The organism is Saccharospirillum alexandrii, from assembly GCF_043641555.1.
Classification (GTDB): Bacteria; Pseudomonadota; Gammaproteobacteria; order Pseudomonadales; family Natronospirillaceae; genus Saccharospirillum; species Saccharospirillum alexandrii_A.
Window position 1 is genome coordinate 778320 of sequence record NZ_JBHZRJ010000003.1, and the last position, 12791, is coordinate 791110.

10 protein-coding genes are annotated in these 12791 nt (G+C 54.6%); 7 read left to right on the plus strand and 3 right to left on the minus strand.

Features of this window, described 5'->3' with window-relative positions; all coding sequences use genetic code 11:
* Positions 1-105: 105 nt before the first annotated feature.
* A complete protein-coding gene (locus ACHUE7_RS13695; protein ID WP_394170472.1) occupies positions 106-1470 on the minus strand; it encodes an ABC1 kinase family protein in 1365 nt (454 codons plus the stop codon).
* A 141-nt stretch (positions 1471-1611) separates the two neighbouring features.
* On the opposite strand from ACHUE7_RS13695, the gene ACHUE7_RS13700 reads away from it, so the two are divergent.
* Entirely contained in the window at positions 1612-2592 is a 981-nt protein-coding gene (locus tag ACHUE7_RS13700) for a nucleoid-associated protein (protein ID WP_394170473.1), read from the plus strand.
* A 113-nt stretch (positions 2593-2705) separates the two neighbouring features.
* Positions 2706-3026, plus strand: coding sequence for a hypothetical protein (locus tag ACHUE7_RS13705; protein WP_394170474.1), 321 nt, complete (start codon positions 2706-2708; stop codon positions 3024-3026).
* Between the two features lie 36 nt (positions 3027-3062).
* Here the strand turns inward: ACHUE7_RS13705 and ACHUE7_RS13710 are convergent, their stop codons facing one another.
* Entirely contained in the window at positions 3063-4682 is a 1620-nt protein-coding gene (locus ACHUE7_RS13710; RefSeq protein WP_394170475.1) for a GMC family oxidoreductase, read from the minus strand.
* 481 nt (positions 4683-5163) lie between these two features.
* Between ACHUE7_RS13710 and ACHUE7_RS13715 the strand changes: the two genes are divergently transcribed.
* From ACHUE7_RS13715 to ACHUE7_RS13735, 5 genes are all read left to right on the plus strand, one after another.
* Positions 5164-5370, plus strand: coding sequence for a cold-shock protein (locus ACHUE7_RS13715; RefSeq protein ID WP_028672005.1), 207 nt, complete (start codon positions 5164-5166; stop codon positions 5368-5370).
* Between the two features lie 694 nt (positions 5371-6064).
* Positions 6065-7165 carry an ABC transporter ATP-binding protein gene (locus ACHUE7_RS13720; protein ID WP_394170476.1) on the plus strand — a complete coding sequence of 367 codons (1101 nt, stop codon included), beginning with the start codon at positions 6065-6067 and terminating at the stop codon, positions 7163-7165.
* 126 nt (positions 7166-7291) lie between these two features.
* On the plus strand, positions 7292-8401 hold the full coding sequence (locus ACHUE7_RS13725) for an ABC transporter substrate-binding protein (protein ID WP_394170477.1): 1110 nt from the start codon (positions 7292-7294) through the stop codon (positions 8399-8401).
* A gap of 409 nt (positions 8402-8810) precedes the next feature.
* Positions 8811-10100 carry an ABC transporter permease gene (locus ACHUE7_RS13730; RefSeq protein WP_394170478.1) on the plus strand — a complete coding sequence of 430 codons (1290 nt, stop codon included), beginning with the start codon at positions 8811-8813 and terminating at the stop codon, positions 10098-10100.
* Between the two features lie 13 nt (positions 10101-10113).
* Complete coding sequence (locus tag ACHUE7_RS13735) at positions 10114-10965, plus strand: ABC transporter permease (RefSeq protein WP_127555688.1); 852 nt, start codon at positions 10114-10116, stop codon at positions 10963-10965.
* An 88-nt stretch (positions 10966-11053) separates the two neighbouring features.
* Here ACHUE7_RS13735 and ACHUE7_RS13740 read toward each other — a convergent pair whose 3' ends face one another.
* The gene (locus ACHUE7_RS13740) at positions 11054-12604 is read right to left on the minus strand and encodes a methyl-accepting chemotaxis protein (RefSeq protein ID WP_394170479.1); all 1551 of its coding nucleotides are present in this window, start codon (positions 12602-12604) and stop codon (positions 11054-11056) included.
* Positions 12605-12791 lie beyond the last annotated feature (187 nt).

The window sequence follows — 12791 nt, forward strand, 5'->3', positions numbered from 1 at the left end:
GGGGGTATCATCCGGATACGCCCCGGTCACGGGGTTTGAACCAACAGCGGTACAACCGGTACTGCTGCGTGCAGGAGGCCAGTGAACAAGCGCCCTGTCCTACGGTTAATCCACTAAAGAATGGCAGCCTGCCGGGTGTTTGTCTAGCGACTGCTCGTTCCCACCCAGCCGTTGTTCAAGCAAGGCGCGAACCGGCAGAGCGACGCCAAGCCTCTGTGCCAGCAGGTAAAGCCCAGCCAGTTTTCTATGTAAGAACAGCGAAGCGACCGGTGGGCTGTGCCAGTAACCCTGCTTCATACTCAACTCAAGACCCTGTTCGCGGAGTCGGGTTGCTATATCACTGCTGCCAAAATCGTACCGGGTGACGCGAAGCGGCTCGGTGGCAATCATGAACAGATCCAGTACCGCTTCGGCCTGGGCGTCATCAATGCTCTCACTGAAGTAGCCGATTTGACGAGCAGCCTCGAACAGCGCCGTGCGGTCTAAATGCATGGCCGCCATAAAAAGCGCCTGGTAGCCGTCGATCATCTCTGGCTCGTAGTCACGTACGGCGCCAAAGTCGAGCAGGGTAATAACCTGGCGTGCGTCATCGTATAAGTAGTTGGCGTAGTTGGGGTCGGTTTGAACGCTGCCAAAACGGAACAGTTCTTCGAAGAAGAGCTCAAACAGGCGGCTCACCCAGCGTTCTCGGGTGGCGTGGTCAGCCTCTTCCAACCGCTCCAGTGGCTCGCCTTGTGCGTAGCTCATGGCGAGCACCGTCGGGCCACTCAGTTCGGTAAATACGTCCGGCACGGCCCATTCAGAGCGGCCTGTCAGTCGGTCGCTGAACCGTTGCATCGAGCGGGCTTCCTGCTGATAGTCCGTTTCTGCATGAAGCTGGGCTTTGGCATCGGCCAGCAAGGGAGCCAGATCCAGTGCATCAGGCAGCAGGCGGGACCAGCGCAGCAGGGTGGCGACGTTATCGATGTCGCTGTCGATGCTGCGCCGGACGCCGGGGTACTGCACCTTAATGGCCAGTGTTTCACCCGTGCGTAACACGGCTTTATGTACCTGGCCGATGGATGCCGCGGCGATAGGCTGGTAGCTGAACTGACTGAACTGGTTGATCCAGTTGTTACCCCAGGCGTCGGCCAGCACCGGTTCGAGTTGCGACAGTGGCAGGGCATCGGCGTCCGATCGCAGCCGGTTCAGCAGGGCAGACAATTCTGCTGGCATTAAATGCCCGGCATCCATGGAGACCAACTGGCCGACCTTCATCGCAGCGCCTCGCATTTGTGACAGCCGGTCCGAGACGCGTTCCAGATTAGCTGGCGTCAATGCCAGCTCCCGGGCGCTGAACCCTTCGCCGTTCGACCAGCGTTTAACCCCCTCGCTGAGCATGCCACCGGCAACACCGCCAGCTAACCGTCCTAATTGGCTGAAACGACCCAGTCGGCTTCGGTGCAAGCGACGATTTTTGGTTTGGCTCATGACAGTGGCCCGATGACAGTGTGTATCAGGGTATACGAAAAGGCACCGGTTTTGGTGCAGTACAAACACTAACCCCGACAATCGGGTGATAAACCCGTATACTGTGCCGCTGTGTCATTTTCAGCATTCGGGGTTAAACCATTGTCACTGAACCATCTGATTGTCCACCAACTGACCCGCCTTGACGCCAAAACCGACCTCCATCTTCAGGATGAAGCGCTGACGGTTGATGATGCCGCCATGACGCTGGTCGCGGAAGTCAAAAGCAGTTTTGCCGGGCGAGCCAGCAAGCGCTATGGCGGTTTCTCCGAGCAAGCCGGGCACTTCAAGGCACTGACCGGTCAGTGGTTGCGCGATGGCATCACCTTTAAGACTTGGAGCCAGCAATTGATGGAGCGACTGGCGCTGGCGCTGGAGAATGAGGGCGTGGAATCAGATGGGTACTGGCTGTTTGCCGATGAACAACTCGAATCCGGCCGTCAGGTCTGGTTTTTTCAACTGCGGCACAAGCATGGCCTGTCGGTCACTCACGACCTGAACCTGAGCGACAGCCGCCTGATCGATTATGGTCGCCTGGGTTTTGGCGCCTGTCTGAATGTGACGGAGTGGGAGCAGGAGGCGCCCGGCCAGTATCTGACGGTCAGTTTTGGGTTTGGCGACAAGGCGTTGCAGGATGCGTTGCTGAATTTTGTGGACTTCGTGGCTACGATCGATACCAGCGCCGACACCGAGGCCTTTATGGCGGTGGTTGACGCGTTTTCGGTGCAGTTACCGGCTGATAAGGGGCAAAACTATCGCAAGAAGGCGGCCGAGTTCTGCATTGAACAGGACAAAATGGGCGAGCCGGTTTCCTATCGGGTGCTGTCGGAAGAACTGCAAACCGATGCAGATGCTTCCTTTTCGCAGTTTATTGAACAGGAGCAGCCGAGCCTCAAGGAAAGCTTTATCCCGGACCGGAAAAGCCTGAAGAAATACATACGTTACTCGGGTCGCAGCAAGGATGTCTCCATCAGTTTCAGCAATATTAATTTGGGGAAAGATGTGCAATTTGATGCGGATAATGAACGCCTGATCATCCATGAAATACCCGCCAGCCTGCTGAAACAGTTGAAAGGCGAATGAGGTCTTCCGCAAGGTTCAAACGCCGGCATCAGACCGAGGTTAGCGCCGGTTCGGAAGCAGGTGTAAAATTTGCTAAACTTCGGGTGAGCGGGTCCAGTCAGCCGAGGCCAGTCGTGAAGCGTCCAGTTGATAAGAAAGACATTCGCAAAGATCTGGAGTCTCAGGTTGATGCGTTCTTGCGCGAAGGCGGCAAGATAGAACCGATTGAGCGCGGTGAAACCGGGCTCGACCGCAACAAACCCTGGTCCAATCCGTTCCAGTCGGGTCAGAGCCACGAGCCGCCCAAAGAACGCACGCCAGTCCCGGAAGTGTTGGCCGCCATCGACTCGCGCAAGCAAAAGGAAAGCCGGAAGGTGAAGAACCGTGGGCCCAAAAAAGTCTGGATCTACGACGATTTTGGCGAGCCGGTGCGCTGGGTCTGGAAAGAAGGCTAAGCGTTTTCACACGGCTGGAGCACCCATCGGTTTGCGTTACTCCCCGTGGCGAATCCAGTTGGCAGCCCGTTCAGCCAACACCTGAGTAGGCGCATTGGTATTGCCGCTGATCAGCGTTGGCATGACGCTGGCGTCTACTACCCTTAACCCCGCAACCCCATTCACCCGAAACCGGGCATCAACTACCGCACTGTCATCCACGCCCATGCGGCAAGTGCCCACGGGGTGGTAGATGGTATCGGCCCTCGCTTTGATGGATTCGATCAGTGTCGCATCAGAGGCGTCGTCTTCAATGTAGAGGGGTTTGCCACGCAGGGCTGACAGTTCCGGGCGCAGTACGATCTCCCGGCTGAGCTTCACCCCGGCAAGCAGTGTCGCCAGATCCCGTTCATCACTCAGGTAACGCGGGTTGATCAGTGGTGGTGTCAGCGGGTGCGGGTCAGCCAGCCGGATCTCTCCCCGGGAGTGCGGTTGCAGGGCGCAGGCATGCAGGCTAAATCCCTGGCCATAATGCAGCGTGCGATTATGGTCATCGGCCAGAGCGACGAGAAAATGCAATTGAATGTCGGGTTGGGTCAGATCAGGGCTGGATTTTACAAAGCCACCCGATTCCGCAACGTTACTGGTTATGATCCCTCGGCGGCGAAACAGAAAGTTAGGCAGAGCAGCGGCTACCCGGGCGATACCGGTTAGCCCGTATCCGATCAGATGCGGCGACGGGCTGCGCCAGGCGCTGATGTAGTCGAGGTGGTCCTGAAGGTTCTGGCCGACCCCGGGGGAATGGACCTGGGTTTCAATGCCCTGCGACTGCAAGTGATCACCCGGGCCGATGCCGGAGAGCATCAGCAGTTGAGGCGATTGGAAGGCGCCAGCACAGAGAATAACCTCGCGGCGGGCGCTGAACAGCCGCTGTGGTCCATTGCCGGTCTGCACCCAGGCACCGCTGGCCCGGCCACCGCTCAATGCCAGTCGGAATGCGTGGCTGTTGGTGAGCACGCTCAGGTTGGGGCGCGACAGGGCGGGAAACAGGTAAGCGCGGGCCGCACTGCAGCGCAGACCCTCTCTCTGGGTGACCTGATAACGGCCAATCCCTTCCTGATCGCCCTGATTGAAATCGGAATTCAGCCGGTACCCCGCACCGGCCGCTGCCTGGTGAAAGGCGTCGACAACGGGGTTGTGATAACGAATATCATCAACGCCCAGCGGACCGTCCCGGCCATGCGCTTCACTGGCACCGCGCTGGTTTCCCTCGTTGTGAATGAACCAGGGCAGCATCTGGTCCCAACTGAAGTCGGTTAGCCCCAGGCGGGCCCAGTTATCGTAGTCCTGTGGGTGTCCGCGGGTATAGATCATTGCATTGATGGCGCTGCTGCCGCCGAGACCCCGCCCTCTGGGCTGAAAGGTCTTACGATGCTTCAGGTTCGGTTGTGGTGTGGTAGAGAAGTTCCAGTTGTGGGCATAGCCTGGCACGGTTGCAGCTGTGCCCAGCGGTACCTGAATCAGGGGGCTGCGGCCACCGCTTCCAGCTTCTATCAGCAATACACGGCAGTCCGGGTCTTCCGACAGACGTGCCGCCAAAACGCAACCGGCTGATCCACCACCAATGATCAGGTAGTCGACGCAGTGTTCGGCCTGGAGAAGGTTTTGCCGGGTCATCGGGGTGAGGCTCCGTTGGGTGGAGCTGTCACGCTAGCCGGTTGGTTTGTGCTTGGCAAATAGCGCGGCTGGCTCGTGATTTTCCGACAAGAATCGCGCTTGGTCCGGTTCAACATCGCGCAAAACAGACCAGAATGAAAAAATGTTTCCGAGGCTGTTTTGAAGCAATAATCACATAGGATTCAAGGTGTTAGTTAAACCTTGAAATCCCTTTCTAAGCCCGCCATAGCGGGCTTGTCCCATTATTTATTGACAACATTTAGCAGTCGGTTACCATGATTGCAGCTTGAAAGTACGTCTTACTATTTATGAATGTTAGCTCGATGTGAACGCTGTATGTTCGGTTGTCAGTTGAACTCGTCGGTTATCCATAAGTATTAGCAACACTGAAAAGCAAAAAGGTTCCCCTGGGATGGCTGGCCGTTAACACGGACCACCGTTCGGGAACGACACATTACTTGTAAATTGATAGGTTATACTTATGTCTACGACTACCGGCACTGTTAAGTGGTTCAACGAAACCAAGGGTTTTGGCTTCATCGAGCAGGAAAATGGCCCAGACGTTTTTGCTCATTTCAGCGCCATCTCTGGTTCTGGATTCAAGACTCTGGTTGAAGGCCAGAAAGTAGAATTCACCATTACCCAGGGCCAGAAAGGTCCTCAGGCAGAGAACATCGTCGTTCTTTGATTTCGGTGAATGCTAACGCCCAGCGCTGTCTGCTCTGTTGAGCCAGATGGCATAGGGCGAGTCGCTGTAGAGCGACACTGCGAAAAAGGTGCTGTCTTCGGGCAGTGCCTTTTTTTGTGTCTTTTTCCGGGTGATTCGTAGATTGAGTAAACAGGGTTGCACTTTTCGGGTGCCCTGCAGCGACGGTGTTCAAGGCGCCAGGTAGGTTTTTCGAGTCAGTCGTTAGGCATCTGTTTTCTGTCGTTTTCCGTCATGCTGAAAGCCGGGTCGTTCTTGCAAAATACAGAAAACAATGTTTACTGTAATAAGGGAATGCTGGTCGGTCGTTGTGCTGGCCGGGGTTGGGTTGATGAGAGGGTATTTGGGCATTGCCCCAAAGTTGAACATCATGCACCATAAGCCTGCACTTTATTTGACCGCATCTGACTGCAACCTGTCCCATTCAGCGTTGTTATAACAAAAAACTGGTCAAAAAGCCTGCGGTTGAAAAAAATCGACAAATCTAGACAGTCGGCAAAGTATTTGCATACGCTTAGAGCACGATTGATTGGTCGGGTTGTCCGGTTTCGTGAACCTGTGCTGACTGACACCCTGCGGGGTGTTTTTCGCTCAGAGTGTCATCAGGGATTTCATCGACAGAACCTGCTGGGCAGGCGCATGTTAAAGCAGTCAAAACAATACAGGAGATGCCACGTTGGAGAACGAAAATCCCGGTGAAGTATTCGTAGCCTTTGATCGTGTTCAAAAGAGTTATGACGGGGAGGAGCTGGTTGTCAAGGACCTGAACCTTGCCATCAGCAAAGGCGAGTTTCTGACCATGCTGGGCCCCTCCGGTTCCGGCAAGACGACCTGCCTGATGATGTTGGCGGGTTTTGAAACAGCGACCTACGGTGACATTCTTCTCGACGGCCAGGCAATTAATAACATTCCCCCTCACAAGCGCGGCATTGGCATGGTTTTTCAGAATTATGCCCTTTTCCCCCACATGACCATTGGCGAAAACCTGTCTTTCCCGCTTGAAGTTCGCGGCATGGACAAGAGTGAGCGCGAAGCGAAAGTGATGAACGCTTTGTCGATGGTGCAGATGGAAGCCTTTGCGGGTCGCCGCCCAGCACAGCTGTCTGGTGGCCAGCAACAGCGGGTGGCATTGGCGCGAGCGCTGGTGTTCGAACCCGAACTGGTGCTGATGGATGAACCGCTTGGCGCGCTGGATAAAAATCTGCGAGAGCACATGCAATATGAGATCAAACACCTGCATGAGAAGCTGGGTATTACCGTCGTTTATGTAACTCACGACCAGACCGAAGCGCTGACTATGTCTGACCGCATTGCCGTCTTTGACGATGGCCGCATTCAGCAACTGGCGTCCCCGGCCGACCTCTACGAACGACCAGAGAATGCCTTTGTCGCGCAATTTATTGGTGAGAATAATCGGATGCAGGGCGAGGTCGAAAGCATAGAGGGTGACTTCGCTCAGGTGCGTCTCGACGATGGCTCAATGGTGAAAGCACTTAAGGTCTGTGTTGACGAGGTTGGTGATAAAACTACCCTGTCGTTGCGTCCCGAGCGCGCGTTAGTGGTCAAGGGTGATGCCCAGTATGCGAATATGTTTGACGCCACCGTCAAAGAGCTGATTTATCTGGGCGATCATATTCGCTCCAGAGTCAGTGTCTGTGGCCGCGACGATTTTATTATGAAAGTACCCAATTCTTCCGATCATCATTCCATGCGAGTAGGGCAGTCTGTTCGCATTGGCTGGTCGGAGCATGATTGCCGCGCACTCGATGCAACCTGAGTGTGAGGTGAATGATTCGCTGAACTCTGGGTCGGATGCTTCAGTTTCCGGCATCTGTCCAGTAGGTTTGGTGGCAAAAAGCGGCCAGGCAGTGTTGCCTGGTTTATATCCAAAGAGGAGTTACCCATGAAACAGCCGATGCTTAGAATGCTTGGAGTCAGCAGCGCGATCAGCCTGTTGGCTGTGACAGCGGTACACGCAGAAGACCCCGTTGACCTGACCATTGTCTCCTGGGGTGGTGCATACACGGAAAGTCAGGTTCGCGCCTACCACGACCCCTACACCGCCATTAAAGACCACATCACGATTATTAACGATGATGGCTCAGCCAATGCCCTGGCAGGTTTGCGCTCACAGAGCATGGCCGGAAACGTAACCTGGGATCTGGTTGACATGCTGCCGTCAGACGCACAGCTTGCCTGTGACGAAGGCATCATCATGCCGATCGATGCCGATGAGATGCTCGCACCTGCACCCGATGGTACGCCGGCCAGTGAAGACTTCCTCCCGGGAAGCCTGGGTGAGTGTTTCATTCCACAGATTGTTTATTCCACCGTTGTTACCTACAACACAGAAATGTTCCCAGCAAATAACCAACCGGGAAGCATTGATGATTTCTTCAATACTGAGGACTTCCCGGGCCGTCGTGCCATTCAGGACAGACCTGCCGGTAACCTCGAATGGGCTCTGTTTGCCGATGGTGTAGCACCGGACGACATCTATGATGTACTGGCAACACCCGAAGGTGTAAATCGTGCCTTTGCCAAGCTGGACACCATTAAAGACAACCTGGTGTTCTGGACCGAAGGTGCACAGTCTCCGCAGTTGCTGGCAGACCAGGAAGTCGCTTTCTCCACCGGTTATAACGGTCGTATCTTCAACGCAGCGCAAGTTGAAGGCCAGCCGTTTGAAATCATCTGGGATGGTCAGATCGTCGAGTGGGACGGCTGGGTAATTCCTTATGGCCCGAACCAGGAAGAAGTGCTTGAGTACGTTTACTGGGCGACTGATACACAGCGTCTGGCAGACCAGGCCAAATACATCTCCTACGGCCCGGCCCGTGCCTCTTCAGCGCCACTGGTAAGTGAACATGCTGATCTGGGTATCGATATGCGTCCGCATATGCCGACCAACCCGCAAAACTACGAGACGCCCATCGTGCTGGATAACGATTTCTGGACCGATTACGGCGACGAATTGCGTGAGCGGTTCTCCAACTGGATGTTGCGTGGTTAAACCACAGTGACTGACCCGCGAGCCGGATAGCGCAGTGTGTTGTTCGGCTCGCCATTTCTACCTTTTAACAGGTTGTTGAAAAAGGCGGCCTGTCTTTTTCAAAACACGAGAAGCGAAAATTGCGATTTCCGCTTCTCTCTCAAAATCGATGACTTAACAGTCATCGATTTTGCCGGAACATCCGTGTTCCGGTAGCTGGCGGCCGAAATTCTACGAATTTCAACAGCCTGCTAACAACAGGCAAGAGTCATTCTGAACCAGGCTTTTTCGTAGTAGAGGTGTCTTGTTTGACGCCCGGCGTTAAGAAACCTGCTTCAGAGCAACTCGAGTAAGTGATATCTGTACAGCCGTTTTAACAACAACGATAGCGGTGCAGTTAGAATCAGAACCAGGGTGAACAGGAGTGAGTATGACCCAGTCAGACGGTACCCATAGCGGATCCGACGCCGGCCATATGGTCAATGGACAGATGGTGACCGTTGACGGTACGCCGTTGAAAGCCAGCCTTAAACGGGCTGAGCGCAAACGCACCCTCATCGCTTTTTTGCTGGTCGCGCCGCTTCTGACCTATTTGCTGATCTCCTTCATTTTCCCCATCGGGCAAATGATGTGGCGCAGTGTGGATAACCCTCAGGTTGTTACTACCTTGCCCAAGACTCTGGAGGCACTGGAAGACTGGGACGGAGAAGGCTTGCCTGATGAGCCTGTATTCGAGGCACTGGCAGAAGAGCTGGCCGTTGCCAGTGCGAACCGGACAGTCGGGCAACTGGCCGTTCGACTGAATTATGAAATCAGTGCGGCTCGTGGTGCACTGATGAGAACGTCCCGGTCAGTGGAGGATTTTGAACCGCCCTACAAAGAGGACTTTCTCGATGCACACCGGCTCTGGAACGATCCGGCGTTTTATCGAATCATCAAGCGGGAAGGCAATCCGCTAACGGCCTCCTATTACATTGCAGCGTTTGATGGCACCTACAACGAAGAGGGTGAGGTGGTGCTGCAAGATGAAAACCGCCGTATCTACATCGATTTATTCATTCGAACTTTTGCCATGAGTCTGGGCATTACGCTGATCACTCTGCTGCTGGGTTTCCCAATCTCATTTCTGATGGCCAGTTTGCCAATGCGGCATGCCAACCTGCTGATGATTTTTGTCCTGTTGCCATTCTGGACATCCTTGCTGGTACGCACCACGTCCTGGATCGTGCTGTTGCAACAGCAAGGGGTTATCAATGAATTGCTGATTGCTCTGGGCTTCATTGGCGACGATGGCCGTTTGGGCATGATCTACAACATGACCGGGACCATTATCGCGATGACCCACATTTTGCTGCCCTTTATGGTGCTGCCACTTTACAGCGTGATGAAAACCATTCCGCCTTCATACGTTCGTGCTGCGAAGAGTCTGGGTGCCACACCCTGGACGGCGTTCTGGCGCGTCTACGTACCGCAGACGCTGCCGGGTATCGGAGCCGGGGCCGTATTGGTCTTTATTATTTCCATTGGTTACTACATTACGCCCGCGCTGGTGGGTGGTCAGTCTGGTCAGATGATCTCCAATCTGATTGCGCATCATATGCAGACGTCTCTCAACTGGGGTCTTGCGGCAGCACTGGGGTCGGTATTGCTGATCAGTGTGTTAATTCTCTATTGGGTCTATAACCGCCTGGTCGGTGCAGATTCCCTGAAGCTGGGTTGAAGGAGCGTTTATCATGGCAGTACCAACGTATGCAGGCCCACTGGAAAGAATCTGGTATTACGCGTTTCGTGTGTTGTGCGGGCTTATCTTCTTTTTCCTGATCGCACCCATTCTGATAATGGTGCCCCTGAGTTTTAACGTTGAGCCTTATTTTACCTATACCCGGGAAATGCTGACGTTCAATCCGGACGGTTTTTCACTGCGCTGGTATCAGGATTTGTTCTCGTCGGAATCCTGGATGACCTCGATCCAAAACTCTCTGATTATCGGCGTCGCCTCTACCCTGATTGCGACGTTTCTGGGTACCCTGGCGGCCCTGGGTCTGTCCCGTTCCGAGATGCCTTTTAAAGGCCTGGTCATGGGGTTGCTGATCTCGCCAATGATCGTGCCGCTGATTATTTCCGCCGCGGGTATGTTCTTTTTCTATTCGAGCGTCGGCCTTGCCAATACGCTTCCCGGTGTCATTCTTGCGCACGCAGCACTGGGCACGCCCTTTGTGGTAATCACCGTCACTGCAACCCTGGTAGGGTTTGATCACTCCCTCACTCGCGCCTCTGCGAGCCTGGGTGCCGGGGCAGGGCGTACGTTTTTTAAGATACAGATGCCACTGATTCTTCCGGGCGTGATTTCGGGTGGCTTGTTTGCCTTTATTACCTCGTTCGATGAAATTGTCATTGTGCTGTTTCTGGCCGGGGTTGAGCAGAGAACCATACCGCGTGAAATGTGGTCGGGCATCCGTGAGCAGATCAGCCCGACCATTCTCGCCGTGGCCTCTATTCTGGTTGCCTTCTCGATACTGCTGCTGACGACGGTGGAAGTGCTAAGACGCCGCTCTGAGCGGTTGCGGGGTATGTCACCGGGGTGAATCGGTAACTTACTATTGTATCTGTCCAGTCCAAACTCACCGGTTGTCGTCAGGATTGACCTGACGACAACTGGCTTGCCTTCTACCTTCAGGCTTCCGGTGCATAACCGATTCTAAACCCACCCCAATGCTTGCCATTCACGTAGATAGGGGATGAAAGGTCGTGCATGACTTCACCGGTATCCCGCTTGTAGGTTTGCAGTAGAAAGCGCTCGATATTTGAGCCGCAGCGGGCGCCAGTGTAATCGTTGAATATTCGCTTGGTACGGTTGGCCACCAGGTCGGTCTCGGGGTTGCCGGTTAATGGTTTCGAGAACTTGAGATTATGAGTCGGGAAGTAGCCGTTCACATCAACCGCGCCTGCGTAGACGATATCGGAATTGGCCTGAAGAATGGGCTCCTGAATGTCTGGTAAAATCTTGTCAGTAAAGGTGTCGAAACCGGTCTTGTACTTGGGTGGCTCTGTGTTTGGTATGCGCTGATAGTTGAAATCGAACAACGCCTCGCGGGTGATTTCCCCTTGTTCAATGGCCTGCTCAAACCGCTTGCCAATGCGCTCCGCGGTTGCCAGGCACAACGCCTGAATCTTGTGGTTGCGATCGTCCAGCTCAAAGTCGTGCAGCTGGCGAAAAATGTCTTCGGTCTCGTGACTCAGTTGAATCGCCTTGGCAGAGGTTTCTTCCAGGTCCTTGTCGATTCTGGTGATGGATTCGTGCAAAGCCGTGACATCGCTCGAGATGCCTCCCTTAGCTTCATCAAAGAGCGCGAGTGATTCGCTGACCGACTCCATGGCCTGGCTGGCTTTGCGAGTGCTCTCGGCAGTGTTGTTGACATCTTCGCTGGCCTGGCTGATCTGGGCTGACATGGCATTGGCGATGTCGCTCAGGGTCGACATGGCAGCAACGGAGCTGACGCTGTCTGCAGACACTCTGGATAGCAGAGTTTCAATCCCTTTGGTGGCTTCGCTTGTCTTGTTGGCCAGGTTGCGGACTTCATCGGCTACAACCGAGAATCCGCGTCCGTATTCACCGGCACGCGCCGCTTCAATGGCGGCGTTGAGGGCAAGCAGGTTGGTCTGGTCGGCCAGCTGATTGATGGTGTGCGTGATGTGGCTGATGGAGTCGGCCTTGTCTTTCAGCGCGGTCAGTACGGCGTTGGTGCTCTCCATCTGGGTCAGCAAGGTGTCGCGTTGGTTGGCGATATCCACCAGAGCACTGTCAATACGGCTCATGTCTTGGGTGGCGATGGATACATGCTCATGTGACTGGCTGACATTGGATGACAGTTGCGCACCCGAGGTTTCGAGCACTTCAATGCGGTCGGCGACCTGCTGGGCGTGCTTAACTTGCATTGCCAGTGCGCGGGCCAGTTTATCGAGAAAATTGGAGAGTGTTGCGCCACCGATTGCTATACGCTGAGCGGCACCGGCAATGTGTGTCAGAGATTCCGAATCGGCTGATACCGGTTGCTCAGAGTGGTTGGTCTGATCTCGCCGGGCGCGAAGTCGGCGGTGAACCTCGTGACTGGCTACCACCAGCAATGCCAGCGCTACCGTAACTTGCCAGGCTGGCATTGGAATGAGAAGCAGTAACCAGGCCGCCAGGCCCAGAATAATTCCGGAAAGTAGTGAGAGCAGCATCGATAGTGGTCTTCTGTTGAGACGTTACTCCTAAATTAGCATTCCAACAGAAAATGTCTATTCCACTAAGGTGGGGGGCGGCGGCCCGGAGCAGACCACCTTTTGCGGGACTATTAACAGGTTGTTGAAAAAGGCCTCCTGCCTTTTTCAAAACATGAGAAGCAAACATTGCGATTTTTGCTTCTCG